At 60.6% G+C, this 13,550-nt stretch carries 24 protein-coding genes; 20 read left to right on the forward strand and 4 right to left on the reverse strand.

Going from position 1 to position 13,550, the window contains the following annotated elements:
* Window positions 1–277: 277 nt before the first annotated feature.
* Window positions 278–469 (reverse strand): hypothetical protein, encoded by a 192-nt coding sequence (locus LOY33_RS13125; RefSeq protein WP_064314396.1) that lies wholly within the window; start codon window positions 467–469, stop codon window positions 278–280.
* A 27-nt stretch (window positions 470–496) separates the two neighbouring features.
* Entirely contained in the window at window positions 497–745 is a 249-nt protein-coding gene (locus LOY33_RS13130) for a Cro/CI family transcriptional regulator (protein WP_210015055.1), read from the reverse strand.
* Window positions 746–841: 96 nt separating this feature from the next.
* On the opposite strand from LOY33_RS13130, the gene LOY33_RS13135 reads away from it, so the two are divergent.
* The 3 genes from LOY33_RS13135 to LOY33_RS13145 are packed head-to-tail and all read left to right on the forward strand — an operon-like array spanning window position 842 to window position 2,425.
* Window positions 842–1,684, forward strand: a complete 843-nt coding sequence (locus LOY33_RS13135; protein WP_258658524.1) for a S24 family peptidase — start codon at window positions 842–844, stop codon at window positions 1,682–1,684.
* Window positions 1,685–1,707: 23 nt separating this feature from the next.
* Window positions 1,708–2,019, forward strand: a complete 312-nt coding sequence (locus LOY33_RS13140) for a hypothetical protein (RefSeq protein ID WP_258658530.1) — start codon at window positions 1,708–1,710, stop codon at window positions 2,017–2,019.
* Window positions 2,012–2,425 carry a hypothetical protein gene (locus tag LOY33_RS13145; protein ID WP_258658532.1) on the forward strand — a complete coding sequence of 138 codons (414 nt, stop codon included), beginning with the start codon at window positions 2,012–2,014 and terminating at the stop codon, window positions 2,423–2,425. The genes LOY33_RS13140 and LOY33_RS13145 overlap by 8 nt, the downstream gene beginning before the upstream one ends.
* Before the next feature lie 33 nt (window positions 2,426–2,458).
* Here the strand turns inward: LOY33_RS13145 and LOY33_RS13150 are convergent, their stop codons facing one another.
* Window positions 2,459–2,785: a DUF1654 domain-containing protein gene (locus LOY33_RS13150; RefSeq protein ID WP_258658546.1), complete on the reverse strand. Its 327-nt coding sequence runs from the start codon at window positions 2,783–2,785 to the stop codon at window positions 2,459–2,461.
* A 447-nt stretch (window positions 2,786–3,232) separates the two neighbouring features.
* Between LOY33_RS13150 and LOY33_RS13155 the strand changes: the two genes are divergently transcribed.
* From LOY33_RS13155 to LOY33_RS13225, 16 genes are all read left to right on the forward strand, one after another.
* Window positions 3,233–3,877: a hypothetical protein gene (locus LOY33_RS13155; RefSeq protein WP_258658549.1), complete on the forward strand. Its 645-nt coding sequence runs from the start codon at window positions 3,233–3,235 to the stop codon at window positions 3,875–3,877.
* Between the two features lie 387 nt (window positions 3,878–4,264).
* Window positions 4,265–4,585 carry a hypothetical protein gene (locus LOY33_RS13160; protein ID WP_258658551.1) on the forward strand — a complete coding sequence of 107 codons (321 nt, stop codon included), beginning with the start codon at window positions 4,265–4,267 and terminating at the stop codon, window positions 4,583–4,585.
* Complete coding sequence (locus LOY33_RS26070; RefSeq protein WP_408980651.1) at window positions 4,582–4,821, forward strand: DUF551 domain-containing protein; 240 nt, start codon at window positions 4,582–4,584, stop codon at window positions 4,819–4,821. The genes LOY33_RS13160 and LOY33_RS26070 overlap by 4 nt, the downstream gene beginning before the upstream one ends.
* Before the next feature lie 20 nt (window positions 4,822–4,841).
* Complete coding sequence (locus LOY33_RS13165; RefSeq protein WP_258658554.1) at window positions 4,842–5,258, forward strand: hypothetical protein; 417 nt, start codon at window positions 4,842–4,844, stop codon at window positions 5,256–5,258.
* Window positions 5,255–5,446 carry a hypothetical protein gene (locus LOY33_RS13170; RefSeq protein WP_258658557.1) on the forward strand — a complete coding sequence of 64 codons (192 nt, stop codon included), beginning with the start codon at window positions 5,255–5,257 and terminating at the stop codon, window positions 5,444–5,446. Before LOY33_RS13165 ends, LOY33_RS13170 begins: the two co-directional genes overlap by 4 nt.
* The gene (locus LOY33_RS13175) at window positions 5,443–5,664 is read left to right on the forward strand and encodes a hypothetical protein (protein WP_150568869.1); all 222 of its coding nucleotides are present in this window, start codon (window positions 5,443–5,445) and stop codon (window positions 5,662–5,664) included. Before LOY33_RS13170 ends, LOY33_RS13175 begins: the two co-directional genes overlap by 4 nt.
* Window positions 5,665–6,125: 461 nt before the next feature.
* A complete protein-coding gene (locus LOY33_RS13180; RefSeq protein WP_258658562.1) occupies window positions 6,126–6,581 on the forward strand; it encodes a hypothetical protein in 456 nt (151 codons plus the stop codon).
* A complete protein-coding gene (locus tag LOY33_RS13185; RefSeq protein ID WP_258658565.1) occupies window positions 6,578–7,306 on the forward strand; it encodes a hypothetical protein in 729 nt (242 codons plus the stop codon). Before LOY33_RS13180 ends, LOY33_RS13185 begins: the two co-directional genes overlap by 4 nt.
* On the forward strand, window positions 7,303–7,866 hold the full coding sequence (locus tag LOY33_RS13190) for a siphovirus Gp157 family protein (protein WP_258658568.1): 564 nt from the start codon (window positions 7,303–7,305) through the stop codon (window positions 7,864–7,866). Before LOY33_RS13185 ends, LOY33_RS13190 begins: the two co-directional genes overlap by 4 nt.
* Window positions 7,867–7,873: 7 nt before the next feature.
* The gene (locus LOY33_RS13195) at window positions 7,874–8,380 is read left to right on the forward strand and encodes a hypothetical protein (protein ID WP_258658569.1); all 507 of its coding nucleotides are present in this window, start codon (window positions 7,874–7,876) and stop codon (window positions 8,378–8,380) included.
* 81 nt (window positions 8,381–8,461) lie between these two features.
* Window positions 8,462–8,821 (forward strand): hypothetical protein, encoded by a 360-nt coding sequence (locus LOY33_RS13200; RefSeq protein WP_258658571.1) that lies wholly within the window; start codon window positions 8,462–8,464, stop codon window positions 8,819–8,821.
* 62 nt (window positions 8,822–8,883) lie between these two features.
* The gene (locus tag LOY33_RS13205; protein ID WP_258658573.1) at window positions 8,884–9,480 is read left to right on the forward strand and encodes a DUF1566 domain-containing protein; all 597 of its coding nucleotides are present in this window, start codon (window positions 8,884–8,886) and stop codon (window positions 9,478–9,480) included.
* A 66-nt stretch (window positions 9,481–9,546) separates the two neighbouring features.
* A complete protein-coding gene (locus LOY33_RS13210) occupies window positions 9,547–10,167 on the forward strand; it encodes a DUF1566 domain-containing protein (protein ID WP_258658575.1) in 621 nt (206 codons plus the stop codon).
* Between the two features lie 52 nt (window positions 10,168–10,219).
* Window positions 10,220–10,576 (forward strand): four helix bundle protein, encoded by a 357-nt coding sequence (locus tag LOY33_RS13215; protein WP_258658578.1) that lies wholly within the window; start codon window positions 10,220–10,222, stop codon window positions 10,574–10,576.
* Window positions 10,577–10,778: 202 nt separating this feature from the next.
* A complete protein-coding gene (locus LOY33_RS13220; RefSeq protein ID WP_258658581.1) occupies window positions 10,779–11,936 on the forward strand; it encodes an RNA-directed DNA polymerase in 1,158 nt (385 codons plus the stop codon).
* Window positions 11,933–12,856: a DNA cytosine methyltransferase gene (locus LOY33_RS13225; protein ID WP_258658594.1), complete on the forward strand. Its 924-nt coding sequence runs from the start codon at window positions 11,933–11,935 to the stop codon at window positions 12,854–12,856. Before LOY33_RS13220 ends, LOY33_RS13225 begins: the two co-directional genes overlap by 4 nt.
* Here LOY33_RS13225 and LOY33_RS13230 read toward each other — a convergent pair.
* On the reverse strand, window positions 12,853–13,116 hold the full coding sequence (locus tag LOY33_RS13230) for a C2HC-type zinc finger protein (RefSeq protein ID WP_258658597.1): 264 nt from the start codon (window positions 13,114–13,116) through the stop codon (window positions 12,853–12,855). The genes LOY33_RS13225 and LOY33_RS13230 overlap by 4 nt on opposite strands.
* Window positions 13,117–13,208: 92 nt before the next feature.
* Here LOY33_RS13230 and LOY33_RS13235 point away from each other — a divergent pair, with 92 nt between their 5' ends.
* Window positions 13,209–13,505, forward strand: coding sequence for a hypothetical protein (locus LOY33_RS13235; protein ID WP_258658600.1), 297 nt, complete (start codon window positions 13,209–13,211; stop codon window positions 13,503–13,505).
* Window positions 13,506–13,550: the final 45 nt, after the last annotated feature.

The raw sequence follows: 13,550 nt of genomic DNA on the forward strand, positions 1-13,550 counted from the left end.
CGGCTTTTTTGCGTCTGCGGTTTGGGTGCTGTTGTTTTCAACGGCAGTTCCTCATGAGTCCCTCAGGGGCTTATAAGCCCTTGCGAAACGACCGAACGTTGCTTCGGCCAGGCTCCGTTCTCGTCATTCGGTCGAGAGCCTCATTGATGATTTGTGCCGCCAGTTGCTCAGGGGTTAAGCCCTTCTGCCTGGCGAGATACGCCAGATCCGAATTGCCCTTCCCGTCGAGCTGGATCTCCAGCTCTTTGCTTTCTGGCACAGGGCCTCCTCGGCCACTTCAGGCCACGTCAGTGTTCGCGTTAAGCTCTTGCATCATCTGGTCGAGACCGCGCTCCAAAATCTCCCTGGCGAGCACAGCCTTCTGCGTGCGCTTGAAGCGAGCCATCGCCGAAAGCAAGTCGTCGGCAGCCTCATCCAAGCGAACCTTGGTGGGCTTGTTGTGCAGGTGGTCGGGGTCGAAATACGACACGGTGGGTTCCTTTGTGGTTGAAAGTGGTTAAGCGGCGGAAAGCGCGTGGGTCGGGTTGCTGTCGATCTGGCCCCATGGGAACGAAGGGCACAGATCGGCACGATTCACGACGCCATTCGTAAGCGCCTCAATCTGTAATGCGCGCTTGGCTGGGACCGTGCGCTCTCCTGAACACCATTGATTGACGGTGGGTGCCGCAACATTCAGCCGGCGCGCCAACTCCGCCTGGCTGCCCAGCACGCGGGATGCTTCTTTGGCTGCTTCTGCTGATTTCATGAGTTCTCTCCTGGAGATTTACCGATGAATATAAGGCATTACCTTATTACGCACAAGCCATTGCCTAACCACGCTGGCGATAGGCCTAATTAGGCAATGCTTACCGGACCAGAACTAGGTGCAGCCATTGATGCTGCGCGGATCGCCAAGGGCGTATCCAAGAAACAGCTCGCAGACGACTTCCAGGTGAAGCCTCCGTCGGTGCAGGGCTGGGTGAAAAACGGCCGGATCGACAAGTCCAAGCTGATGGACGTGATCGCTTACTTTTCTGACGTGGTTGGCCCTGAACACTGGGGGCTTCGCCCTGGCTTCTCCTACGAGAGCATCCAGGACGTCACTTCTGAGCCTGCTGCAGAGCCGGCGCCAACCTCAGCTGCCGATATGGTTCGCGCCATGCTCGCCAAACAAGGCAAGAACTTGTCGGATTCGGCGCGCGCGCAGTTGATCGCAGCCGCCGAAGCGACCGATGAGGGAAATGTGATTACAGCGGATTTCTCCCGGCCTGGCCTGGTCGGTGATGAGGTTAGGATCGCTCACTACGACATCCGCGCAGCCATGGGCGGAGGCCAGATTCCGCACGATTACCCGGAGATGCTCAAGGACATTCGCGTCAGTCCGAGACATCTACGCGAGCTGGGGGTCGAGTTCGAGGAGCATTACCACCTGAAGGTAGTCACCGGCTGGGGCCAGTCCATGGAGCCCACCATCAAGCACCGCGACCCGCTGATCGTGAACATCAACGTCCGCGACTTCGTGGGCGATGGGGTGTACCTATTCGTCTGGGATGACCTGCTCTACATCAAGCGCCTGCAGGTGGCTGATGAGGAGCACTACGAGATGATCTCGGACAACCCGCGGCACAAGGATCGGCTGATCCGGAGGGACATGACCTACATCCAGGCCAGGGTGCTGCTGGTATGGAATGCGCATTTGGTCTAGGCGGATGCCTACAAGGGAGCAAGATGACTGCATCTAGTGATGAAAAAACTGTGATTCATTTCAACGAGCTGATCAATTTCTTGGCTGCACGTAGGCCCGATCAAAAGTGCTCAGTGTGCGGGCAGGATGAAGGCTGGAAATTTCATGCAGAGGCAAAATCCAAGGAGGAGAATCCGAAGATGACAATCTTTGAAATTCCCGTGCAGGGCGATCCCTCTGTAAAGAGCTGGATCGACTCCGTCTGCATCGAGTGCCCAAAATGCGCCACGATGAATTTCCTTGGAGCTAATGCTGTAGCCGCTTTCACCGCTGAGCGAGCGAAAGGGAATGGCTGATAATATTGTTTATGGCGGCTGGGGTGACAACCGTTCTGGGGTCAAGGATACTGACATCATGAACGATATTACTCGCGAAGAAATCAACGCCAGGCTCGAAACCATCGAGGTCAAAATGGACGCTCGGGTTGAGGCCATTTCGTCAAAAATTGACGGATTTCTCGCTGCCCAAGCGGAGCGGGATCGCCGCTTGGATGATTCTATTGCCGGAGTTCGCCGTGACATTGATAGGCTCGGGAGCCTGAAGCTCAACATCTGGGGAGCAATGGTCACTGCGGTTACCGTGGGGATTGCCATCACTGCCCTGAGCCTAACCTTCTACCAGACTGGAAAATCCGAAAACTCATCCAACCAGACGGCTGCGCCGGCGATATCTCAGCCCCCGGTCGCCCAGCCTAATAAGTAAACAAGCCCGCCCCGGCGGGCTTTTTTCTGCCTGTCAAAAAGGCGCAGCCTCCTCTACCCTCTCCTCCTCCCAACCCTTCTCCACGACCAAGTCGTCTCGATCCTCGGCGCTCTGTTCCTCCCAGCGGACCATCACGCTCTCGTCGTCGTTGAACGTCAGGTCCAGCTCCGGCGTCTCGGCCAGCAGCCCCATCACCTCCTCCCACTCCATGTCTCCGTCCGTATCCAAGCGATGGATCGTCACCCAGCGCTGCGATTGCGCGATCGGGTGATTGATCATCGACGAGACCCGCAGGCCCAGCCGCTCGAGGGCTGTCATTTCTTGGCGCGCTTGTGGAGTCGACTTCTTCTGCTTGGCCATACCTTCCTCCGCTAACTGTACATCCATCCAGTATTAGGCAGAGCTTACCCGAGCTATCGAACGATGCAAGCCCGGAAGGCGGATTAGGCACTCTCGAAAAAAGTTAGGCATTACCTATTTACAATGATTAGGCATTGGCTTATCGTTCATTCCATCGAGGCGCTCCAAAGCCCCTCGGGAGGCCCTCAACCGGGCCGCCGCTCTTTAACAGCCAGCGCAACAACCAACAGACCGCATTGCCTCTACCGGCGACCGGCGATCAGACAGCCCCGAAAGGCTGCCCACGACAGGGAGAACCCTGTACGGCTGACGAAGGTGAAACACCTAAACCGAGAGAACGACCCGGGCATGCAATGCGCCCCGCCACCCCGGCGGTAATGGGACAGAACGATTCACTGAAGCACCTGGGCGACCGGGTGCTTTGGGAATCCACTGGAGGAAAACGAAATGCCAAATTGGGTAACCAACAAGGTCAAGGCGCCGCAGGAAGTCATTCAGGCGATGCTGAATGAGGAAGGCCGGATCGACTTCGGAAAGATCATCAGCTTCGAGGGCGAGTTTCCATGGAATGGTGTGATTGGCGATGCTGAAACCGCTGCTGAGCATGTGCTTCGCGTGCCGGTCAACGACCACCCGCTTGTTGGCGCCATGCAGTTGGAAAGCCGGAACCGCGTTGATCTGTCGAAGCTGAGCGATGAAAGCTTCGAACAGTTCGTGCAGATGCTGCGCAATCACCGGAAGACCGGCTTCATGCACAGCATGGACTTCGCCAGATCCGCCTGGGGCACCAAGTGGAATGCCTGCGAGCCGAATGTCGATGGCCCTGAGTCAGCGAGCTTTGAAACCGCCTGGTCCTTCCCTGAACCGATCTTCCTCAAGCTGAGCTCAATGTTCCCTGAGGCCACCATCGTGCTCACCTATGCCGACGAAGATATCGGCAGCAACTGCGGGACTGTGACCTTCAAGGGTGGCGAAGCGGTTTCTCGCGATGAGTCGGCTGGCTGGAACAGCATGTCAGAAGCTGACCAGCAGAAGTGGCAAGCCTTCGCTTACGAGGTGAAGGGCTGGGAGCCTGAGCCAGACGAAGACTGACCAACCAGCGCCACGTCAGCCTGACGTTAACTGCCCGATGCCCTGCTCCCCATCGCAGGCTGCATCGGAGTGTGATCTGAATGCGCAGGCTGAGGCGAAAAGACTCCGGGCTTGCCCCGGGCCTACGGCGACCGAAAGGCAGTCTACGCATGTACGCATGCTGTGCCGGAGATCAGCACCGGCCAGATCACACCCCGATGCAGATCGCATCACCGCAGGCGAGTCCGAGGGCATCAGCTGGCCAGACTCGACGCATCCCGGGCAGCGCCGGGCGCCTGCATCCCCTTCCCTTCATATCGACCGCATCGGCAGGTGCCAGGCCAGTCTCAGGGCTGGGTTTGGTCACCCGCGCCTGGCTCCTGGCCAATGCGGTCAAGAGGATCACCCATGTACCAGCCACCAGAACCATCTGGCGTAGGCCGCTGCCTGCGCTGCGCAAGCTGCATCGAAGAATCCGAACAGGTAGGCGGCATCTGCTACGAATGCCAGCCTGCCGAGGCCGGTGACCAGCCAGCCTTTCCTGTGCAGGCGAGCGACTACGGCGGGCACGGCACCTGCTTCGGCTTAACTATCCGTGACCACTTCGCGGCAAAAGCCATGAACGGGATCTGCGCCCACCACGACACATGGGGATTGAAGGAGTCGGAAATAGCCGAACATGCATACCGCATTGCTGACGCCATGCTCGCCGCCCGGGTGAAGCCATGAGCGGCTGGCTTCGCGTTGAGGATCAGTTGCCCGGCGAGCAAGGACACGATAGTGGCGACGTTCTCGTTTTCTTGATGGGCCACTGCGCACTCACTGACATGAGGTGCAGGCAGGGGCATGGCTGGGGCGTTCGCATTGGCTTCTACGACGCCGATATCAGCGCCTTTCGAGTGCATGGACGGCCTGAGCATGCTGTCACCCATTGGCAGCCCCTCCCTTCCCCGCCCACCGAATAACCCACCACCTGGAGGCGACCATGGGCGCACTTCGAGCAGCACAGTTTGAGTACGACAACCGGCAGCCGCCTCCAGTGATCGATGCTCTGGCGGATGCGCGCTTGGCCTGGCAGGAAGAAGCCGGGGAGCGGCTGGCTCGGGGCAGCGACATCAAGGTTCAGCGCCGCCTGCGTGCGCCGCGCATCGTCACCTTCGCTGAGTTCAAGACCCACATCCAGATGCTCCTGCTGAAGCGCTGGGAGGACGGTGAGGACAAAGGCGACTGGTTGGCTGAGATCGTCATCCACGCGGCCTTTGGCGAGCCCTGCAGGACCACGGCGGCGAGCCTTCTGGGCGACGACAAGCCAGATCAGCGTCTCATCGATGTGGCGGCAGAGTTCCTTGAGCCACTGGCCGATGACGCACTGATCGCCCAGCAAGAGGATGCCGAGCTATGAGCCCGCACATCCTGATCGACCAGGAACTGGATGCAATGGCGCATCCAGGCACCCCGCTCAGTTGGAGCGTCATGCTCCAGCGCCAGCTCACCGAAATGATGGCGGATCAGCGCATCACCATCGAAGAGTTCAATCACTACTGCGCACGACTCAACAAGGTCGTTGATGGGCGCAAGGAGGCTGCATGACCACGCCAATCGTGAAGACGCTCATTGACGAGCAGGTCGCTGAACTGCCCGAAGCTCAGGCCATGCCGGCCGACCGGGTGCTGATGCTGTTCAAGGGCCCGACGTTCGCCGCCGCGGTGAATGAGGCGGCGCTGGCCAGTATTGAGAATCCCGCTGCCTGGAAGTGCCGGGCCTGCATCTGCGGCGAGTGGACAGTTGGGTATGAGGTGCGGGCATGAGGGTGGTTGGCTGGAAGTCAGGAGTTCCTGATAGCGACCGAAAGGTCCAAGTATTGCGTGAGCTCGATAACGGCTCACGCGTTCGATGGAACTGTCGATTCCACTCCTATGGCGATGGGCCACCCATGACGGCATTTTCATCGGCGGCGTATTGGGCTGGAGAGAGCTGAAATGACCAGCTACCAGCGCGCCCGCCGTCTGGTCATCTGGCGCGGCTCCTTCTCCATGCTCTTCGCCTGCACCTTCTTCATGCTCGCCAGCGCACTGGCTGGCTCAATCACTTCCTGATCACACATCCGGCGCACGGCGGACCTTCGGGATAACCGTACCCCTCCGGGAGCGTAAGCGGCGAGAGCGCGCAACCATCCACCGCAGCCAGGGCTTGGGTCAACCTCATGCCTGGGTGACCTGGCATTTCCTATTCCAACTGACGGCGCCGGCCTGGCGCGAGGTGTATCCCAATGTCCGAATTAACCATCAACGTCGACGACTACCTGAGCGAGTCTGATAAGCATCGGATCGTGACCGATGCCTTCAGCGCTGCCGCAGCCGCCCATGCTCAGAAAGACTTCGAGCGCATCATCAGCAACTCGGCCTACTACCTGGTTGGCGAGATCGTCGACCAGCACTTCGACGGCAACATGGTGGCCACGCTCAAAGACAAGGCCATAAGCGTCATCAACAACCTGTCTTCGACTACCGTGTTCAGCCCGCCCAACGCCTGGGATCGAGAAGCCAGCAAAGGCTGGCAGCAGATGCAGCAGGCGATTGAAGACCTCAAGCCAATGATCCACCAGCGCGTCAGCGACATCATCGCCGACTACGACCATAGCGCCCTGCGCGACCTGATCGAAACTCAGGTCGGCGAGGCCATTCTCAAGAAGCTGACGGCACAAGCTGTTGGAGCCTGGAAATGACCAACAACATGAGCATCTGGGAGAAGGTCCAAACGACCGACACCCGATTCACCAAGGACGCCAAGGTCGGCGGCCAGCAGATCACCAGCCTGAACGGCACGGCGATGATCATGAAGGCCACCGAAGTGTTCGGCCCGGCCGGCATCGGCTTCGGCTGGAACGTGGTTGAGGAGCGCTTCGACAAGGGCGCCGAGATGTTCAGCGGTGAAGGCGACAAGCGCATCAGCCTGGGCCACGAGCTCAACCACACCATCAAGATCACCTTCTGGTTCGTTCTGGACGGCCAGCGCGGCGAGATCGAGCAGTACGGCTGCACCCAGTACCTCTACAAGTCCAAGTACGGCACAACGACCGATGGCGAGGCCCCGAAGAAGTCGCTTACCGACGCCATCAAGAAGGCCCTTTCCATGCTTGGCTTCAGCGCCGACGTGTTCCTGGGCATGTTCGACGACGTGAACTACCGGCAGCAGCTTGAGGCTGAGCAGGCCATCGAGCAGGCAGAAGACCGCGACGCTGAAATCGAGCGACAGAAGCAGGAGCGGCTGGACTACATCAAGTCGGCGGTGGATGCCATGCAAGGCGCCCAAACACTGAGCGAACTCAAGAGGCTCCATGACGCCGCGGTGCGCAAACTCACTGCGCGCAGAGACGAGCCGGGCGTGAAGCGCATCGCTAAAGAGCTCGCGACTCTTTCACCGAAGTTCAACCAGGAGGCCGCAGCATGACCCAGCTCTACAAGCTCACCGGCCAAATGGCCGAACTGGCCGCAATGTGTGAGACCGACGATGAAAGCCTGATCCAGGCCATTCAAGACACCATGGCTGGAATCCAGGGCGAGTTCGAGGACAAGGCCGACAACATCGTCATGCTGCGCCGGAATCTAGAGGGAGACATCGGCGCTATCGACGCGGAGATGGCTCGCCTCGCTGAACTCAAGCGCATCAAGAGCAACAGCGTGACAGAGATAACCGAGTACCTGCGCCGAAATATGGACGCCGCCAATATCAAGTCGATCAAGCGCCCGCTGTTCACCATCAGCTTGGTCTCTGGAAAGGAAAAAGTGATCGTAGACAACGAGCAGGCCCTCCCTGATGAGATGACCACGGTCGCCACCAAGATTGTTCCCGACAAGAACGCCATCGCCGCCAAGCTCAAGGCTGACCGCGAGCACAACGTAGCAGTTAAAAAGCGCATGGACGCCGGCGAAGACTGCGAGCACGAACTCATCCCCGAGCCAGCCTGGGCCCACCTTGAGCGCGGCGAGAGCTCCATCCGGATCAAGTGAGGATGCCATGACCGACAATCAAATCATCGCCGGCGCCCAGCGCCAGGCAGAACTGGAGGCAGCCAAGGCTGCCTTCTTCGCATCTGGCGGCCGGGTGGTCGAACTCCAGGGGTTCAACTACAAGCCGCGCCCGCCCAAGGCAGCTGGCTCCGATCAGATCTTTTCCATCAAATCGGAGGCCCAGAAGAAGCGCGCGGCAGAAGCCAGGCGAATCGCGGAAATGCGCGAAATGTCGAAAACCATGACGCAGGCCGAAGTGATGGAGGCCACCGGGTTATCGAGGAAGCAGCTGTTCAAGCTCTCTGAAAAGTACGGGATCACCTTTCAGTCGGCCAAGGCCCGAGAGCACGAAGAATGCCGGCGGCGCCGGGAAGCGCTTTCAGGGTTCGTGCGGTACTGCGCCGAAGAACAGGGCATGAACAGAACCGATACCGCCGAGGCGCTGGGTGTCAGCCGGACGCTGATCTCGACCATCCAGAAAGAGTTCGACATCAAATTCCAGGCGGCCCAATGAGGCGCATCAACAACCGAGTGCAGCAGCGCCGCCGGCAGTTGCACGTTCACTTGCCGCCCAGCGGTTTAAAGGGGGTGCCGTATGGCGATGACGCCGCAAGAGCGCGACAAGAAGCGGAGAAAGAAAGAGACCAAGGTAGGCATTGAAGACCTGAGGATGAAGGCCGGCCAAGGCACCCGCCAGGCCCTGGCCGAGATCATGGAATGGGCCCAGGTCGAGGAAAACGGTGAAGCAATGACCCTGATGATCCACCGCATACATGAATTAGGGCCTGAAGCGGCCCGCCACTTCCTCAGCGCGCCGCGCCACGAAATCGTGGTGTCTGATTTTGTGGCGCGCCGACTCGACCAGTTCCGCATTGGACGAGAGCTGCGCGCGCCGGACCTGATGCTCGGCGACGACCCGGACGACACCGGCCTGCTGTTGCTCGCCAACGCCTGACCCAACCCATTCCACCATGCCGACTCCGGCCAAGGAGATCGGCGCGATCCCGAGGAACAACCATGAAACAGGAAAAGATCACGCTCACCATCGGTGATGCCACCATCAAGCTTCCAGCTGCAACCGTGGCCCAACTGGCCCTGGTATCGGTTCTTGGACAGATCACTCCTCCGCCGGCGCAGACCCGCATCCCGCCGCAACCGACGGCCGCCCCCGAGATCGGCCAGCCATGGCCGGGCCAGGGCGGAATCAATGGCGGCTTCGTGCCGGCCCTGGGTGAAGTGCCGGCGCACTACCTGATCTTCGCCGACAGCGATGTTGGCGAGCATGAGTGGGGTGGTCGCAATACTGAGTCGAAAGCGACCAGCCGGCACGACGGCAAGGCCAACACTGACATCCTGGTCGCCGAGGGCGGCCATCCTGCCGCTGAAGCAGCCCGGGCATACCGCGCTGACGGCCACGCCGACTTCGACCTGCCAGCGGCCTCACAGCTGTATCAGGCCTGGGTGCACGGCTTGATAACCGAGGGGGTGTACTGGAGCAGCTCGCAGCGCTCCGCCTACTACGCATTCGGCATGTACTTCGATGGTGGCTCTCAGAGCAACAACGACAAGTTCTACGAGCTCCGTGTCCGCCCCGTCCGCAGATTCTTCATTTAATCCTTCATCCATTCGACCAGAGGCGCATCAGAGCCTTTTTTGTTGCCTACGCACAAGGAGCATCACATGAGCGCAGTTGAGAAAGCAGCACCGCCCACCACCCTCCCCGCCATCGGCGAGGCCTATGGAGGTGGCTTCGTCACCGGCATCACTCGCGACCCGGTGACCGGCGAGCGTCACCTGTGGATCACCGCCGGCGCCGAGCATGAACTTCAAGGGCGATGGGGAGAGTACGGCGTGAAGATCGAAGGCGCCGGCAGCTTTACTAATAGTCGCTCCAACACAGAGGCCATGGCCGCATCTGGCAGCGAGCTGGCCAAGCAGGTCCTGGCTCTGAAGATCGATGGATTCACCGATTGGGCCATCCCGGCGCGCGACGTGCAGGAGCTGCAGTATCGACACTTTAAGCCGACCACCGAACAGAACTGGGCCGGCCGCCGCGACGGTGACAACCCTCACAGCGAGCCAGTAGGCCTGCTGTACAGCGAGGACGACCCCAAGCAGACCGTTCACGAAAATTTCCAGGCAGGTGGCTCCGAGGCGTTCCGCGACACCTGGTACTGGTCGAGTTCGCAGCGCTCCGCCTACAGCGCGTTCGTCGTGGACTTCGGTGTTGGCTATCAGCACTACTACGGCAAGGGCTACGAGCTCCGTGTCCGCCCCGTCCGCAGCGAGCTTATTCAGTAATTCATTCATTTAACCGGCCGCTTGCGGCCGGCGGCCCAAGGAGGGGCATGACATGGCAATGCACACCGAGCTTTCGATCTACAGGGCGGCCAACGGCCTGCTGCAGATGGCCACGAACCTCACCAAGAACATCCCGCGTGAGCTCAAGCAGTCGTTGGGCCGGCGCGTGATCGACGAATGCATTGACGTGCTCATGCTCATTGCCCGGGCAAATGCGACGCAGGACAAGCGGCCACACCTATCGGTACTGGTCGAAAAGGTCCAGGTCATCGAGCTGCTCATGCGCCTCTTCAAGGACAGCCGATTCATCAGCGTTGAACAGCACGCCAGAACGATAGAGGTCACCACATCGATCGGCAAGCAGGCCAACGCCTGGAAACGCTCCACCCCATCCGCGCCCGCTGCCTGAAGGTTACGGCTTCCAGGCCTGTGCGAATTGAATCTGGTCGTGCCGCTGACCTTTGGTCACCGCCATGCGCACCATGGATACCGCCGGCCTAAAGCGGCCGTGTAGGTCCAGCGCAGTTTGTCCGCCGAGCAATCGGCAGGCCGACGTAGATAGCACGACAGGTCGCAGCGCTCCGCCAACAACGCATTCAACATGAACTTCGATGATGGCTATCAGAACAACAACGACAAGAACAACGAGCTCCGTGTCCGCCCCGTCCGCAGATTCGACCCCCTACCCGTTCAGCGAGCTCGTCCAGGCTTACTACGACTGCCGGCGCTCGAAGCGCAACAGCAACAGCGCGCTGGCATTCGAAGTGAACCTGGAGCGGAACCTGACGGATCTTCACAGCGACCTGGTCACCGGCCGATACCGGCCGGGTCGCTCAATCTGCTTCGTGGTCACCCGGCCAAAGGCCCGCGAGGTATGGGCCGCCGACTTCCGGGACCGCATAGTGCACCACCTGCTGTACAACCGCATCGGCTCCGGCATCGAGCGCAGCTTCATAGCGGACAGCTGCGCCTGTATCCCAGGTAGAGGCACCCTGTACGCAGGCAAGCGTCTTGAGGCGAAAATCCGGAGCCAGACGCAGAACTGGTCCCGACCCGGCTTCTACCTCAAGTGCGACCTGGCCAACTTCTTCGTCGCGATCGACAAGCGCGTGCTGGGCCGCCAGCTGGTAGCCAGGGTCACCGATCCATGGTGGCAGCAGTTGGCCCTGCAGGTGCTCATGCACGACCCACGCGAGAACTACGACGTGCGCAGCCCGGCGCACTTGTTCAACCGGGTACCGCAGCACAAGCGACTTACCGCGCAGCCGGCTCATCTGGGCTTGCCGATCGGCAACCTGTCGTCGCAGTTCTTCGCCAACGTATACCTCGACGCCCTGGACCAGTTCTGCAAGCACGAGCTGGGTGCCAAGCACTACATACGCTACGTCGACGACTTCGTGCTGCTGCATGAGTCACCGCAGCAGTTGAACGAGTGGCTGCGCAGGATCGAGCAGTTCATGCCCAGTCTGGGCTCCAGGCTCAACCCGAAGAAAACCATCCTGCAGCCAATTGACCGTGGCGTGGACTTCGTAGGGCACGTGATCAAGCCCTGGCGGCGCACCACCCGCAAGCGCTCGGTGGCCCAGGCCATGAAGCGCACCGCCGCCGCACCAGCGGAAAGCCTGCGCGAGACGGCCAACAGCTACTTCGGCCTCCTGAGCCAGGCCAGCCACAGCCAGAAAGACCGGGCTGCGCTGGCGAACCTGATCCTTCGCCGAGGCCATGTGGTCAACGGCGAGCTGACCAAGACCTACCCGAGGAAATCATGACCACAGCAATCGACCTATTCGCCGGCCTCGGCGGATGGAGCACCGGCGCGCGCGCCGCAGGCGTCCAGGTTCTCTGGGCGGCAAACCACTGGCCGGTGGCCGTTGAATGGCACAGCGCCAACCATCCCGACACGCAGCACGTTTGCCAGGACCTGCACCAAGCGCGCTGGGAACAGGTGCCGGCGCATGACATCCTGCTTGCCTCGCCCTGCTGCCAGGGCCACGCCAAGGCCCGTGGCAAGAAGTCGGGCAATCCTGAGCACGACGCATCGCGCTCGACAGCCTGGGCGCCGGTATCGGCTCTGGAATTCCACCGGCCGCAGGCGGCAGTGATCGAGAACGTGCCGGAGTTCACCGACTGGGTGCTCTACCCGGCCTGGCTACAGGCTGTTCAAGCGCTGGGCTATCAGGCGGCACCGCATATCGTCGACTGCGCCGACCTGGGCGTGCCACAGCACCGCGTGCGCCTGTTCATGGTGCTTACCCGCAGCAGGGCGCCGCTGATGCTTCAGCTGCCGCAGGAGCTCCATGTACCGGCGAGCAGCTTCCTCGACTTCGATGCCGGGCGCTGGTCGCAGATCGAGAAGCCAGGTCGGGCCCAGGCCACCCTCGACAGGGTACGCAATGGCCGAGCGCGGTTCGGCGACAGGTTCATCATGCCCTACTACGGCAAAGGGTCTGGGACCACCGGCCGCGACATCAGCCGACCCATCGGCACGATTACAACGGTGGATCGCTGGGCTCTGGTGGATGGTGACCGCATGCGGATGCTCAGCGCTGACGAGGGCCTGGCAGCCATGTCGTTCCCGGCCAGCACCCTGCGCCCGGAAAACCACCGGCTGACCATGCACATGGCCGGCAACGCGGTGCCGCCGCTGGCTGGCCAGCGGGTAATTGAGGCACTGAAGAAGGCTGCTTAATGCTTACGGCTCTTGCCCAGGCCGTACGCACCGCCGTTTACGGTGAAGACGCTGCGGCCCTTCTTCTTTTTCTTCTTGGGACTGAAAAGCAAGCGCACCCGTCGCGCTCGAGCTGCCCCTGTTAGATCACACACCTTGAGGCCGACTGGGCCTTTGCATGTGTCGATGTGCTTGCGCAGCTTCTTGGCGGTAAATAGCCGGCCGCAATGCTTACATACCTGGTCAATTGGTCGCCCCTTTGAATCAACTTCAACTGTCATGGCTTCACTCCCTTGAAGCCGAGAGCATAACCGCGAGGTATCCCCATGCCCATAGAAAACCGATCCAGCAATGCCGAGATGGAGCGCATTCAATGACGCACATCTGCTACCGCCGTGACCCGAACGTGAACGCCGTCACCGACCTGGTGAGCGACGAACAGATGCAGAGCGCGTTCCAAGGCACCAACTTCGGCCATACCGATTACCGTGGACTGCTGGCCCAAGGCTGCATCAAGGCGCTGGCCGCCTGGCACCAGGGGCACACTCTGACCTGCATCCTCCAGGAGCTGCGCCTGATCAGCTGGAACCGTCAGACGGACAAGATCAAGGTCACCGCCAAGGGTCGGCACTACATCTGGCTCGCCTTCGAGAGGCGGTCGGGCGTCTAGAGCACATTTGTACTCCACCCGACGAAGCGCCATCGACGACCGCGC

The sequence above is a fragment of the Pseudomonas sp. B21-036 genome, assembly GCF_024748925.1.
GTDB lineage: Bacteria > Pseudomonadota > Gammaproteobacteria > Pseudomonadales > Pseudomonadaceae > Aquipseudomonas > Aquipseudomonas palmensis.

Bases quoted from the DNA above. Each gene is read 5' to 3' on its own strand.
- LOY33_RS13130 (WP_210015055.1), bottom strand. From the start codon at position 745: ATGAAATCAGCAGAAGCAGCCAAAGAAGCATCCCGCGTGCTGGGCAGC.
- LOY33_RS13135 (WP_258658524.1), top strand. From the start codon at position 842: ATGCTTACCGGACCAGAACTAGGTGCAGCCATTGATGCTGCGCGGATC.
- LOY33_RS13140 (WP_258658530.1), top strand. From the start codon at position 1,708: ATGACTGCATCTAGTGATGAAAAAACTGTGATTCATTTCAACGAGCTG.
- LOY33_RS13145 (WP_258658532.1), top strand. From the start codon at position 2,012: ATGGCTGATAATATTGTTTATGGCGGCTGGGGTGACAACCGTTCTGGG.
- LOY33_RS13150 (WP_258658546.1), bottom strand. From the start codon at position 2,785: ATGGCCAAGCAGAAGAAGTCGACTCCACAAGCGCGCCAAGAAATGACA.
- LOY33_RS13155 (WP_258658549.1), top strand. From the start codon at position 3,233: ATGCCAAATTGGGTAACCAACAAGGTCAAGGCGCCGCAGGAAGTCATT.
- LOY33_RS13160 (WP_258658551.1), top strand. From the start codon at position 4,265: ATGTACCAGCCACCAGAACCATCTGGCGTAGGCCGCTGCCTGCGCTGC.
- LOY33_RS26070 (WP_408980651.1), top strand. From the start codon at position 4,582: ATGAGCGGCTGGCTTCGCGTTGAGGATCAGTTGCCCGGCGAGCAAGGA.
- LOY33_RS13165 (WP_258658554.1), top strand. From the start codon at position 4,842: ATGGGCGCACTTCGAGCAGCACAGTTTGAGTACGACAACCGGCAGCCG.
- LOY33_RS13170 (WP_258658557.1), top strand. From the start codon at position 5,255: ATGAGCCCGCACATCCTGATCGACCAGGAACTGGATGCAATGGCGCAT.
- LOY33_RS13175 (WP_150568869.1), top strand. From the start codon at position 5,443: ATGACCACGCCAATCGTGAAGACGCTCATTGACGAGCAGGTCGCTGAA.
- LOY33_RS13180 (WP_258658562.1), top strand. From the start codon at position 6,126: ATGTCCGAATTAACCATCAACGTCGACGACTACCTGAGCGAGTCTGAT.
- LOY33_RS13185 (WP_258658565.1), top strand. From the start codon at position 6,578: ATGACCAACAACATGAGCATCTGGGAGAAGGTCCAAACGACCGACACC.
- LOY33_RS13190 (WP_258658568.1), top strand. From the start codon at position 7,303: ATGACCCAGCTCTACAAGCTCACCGGCCAAATGGCCGAACTGGCCGCA.
- LOY33_RS13195 (WP_258658569.1), top strand. From the start codon at position 7,874: ATGACCGACAATCAAATCATCGCCGGCGCCCAGCGCCAGGCAGAACTG.
- LOY33_RS13200 (WP_258658571.1), top strand. From the start codon at position 8,462: ATGGCGATGACGCCGCAAGAGCGCGACAAGAAGCGGAGAAAGAAAGAG.
- LOY33_RS13205 (WP_258658573.1), top strand. From the start codon at position 8,884: ATGAAACAGGAAAAGATCACGCTCACCATCGGTGATGCCACCATCAAG.
- LOY33_RS13210 (WP_258658575.1), top strand. From the start codon at position 9,547: ATGAGCGCAGTTGAGAAAGCAGCACCGCCCACCACCCTCCCCGCCATC.
- LOY33_RS13215 (WP_258658578.1), top strand. From the start codon at position 10,220: ATGGCAATGCACACCGAGCTTTCGATCTACAGGGCGGCCAACGGCCTG.
- LOY33_RS13220 (WP_258658581.1), top strand. From the start codon at position 10,779: ATGATGGCTATCAGAACAACAACGACAAGAACAACGAGCTCCGTGTCC.
- LOY33_RS13225 (WP_258658594.1), top strand. From the start codon at position 11,933: ATGACCACAGCAATCGACCTATTCGCCGGCCTCGGCGGATGGAGCACC.
- LOY33_RS13230 (WP_258658597.1), bottom strand. From the start codon at position 13,116: ATGACAGTTGAAGTTGATTCAAAGGGGCGACCAATTGACCAGGTATGT.
- LOY33_RS13235 (WP_258658600.1), top strand. From the start codon at position 13,209: ATGACGCACATCTGCTACCGCCGTGACCCGAACGTGAACGCCGTCACC.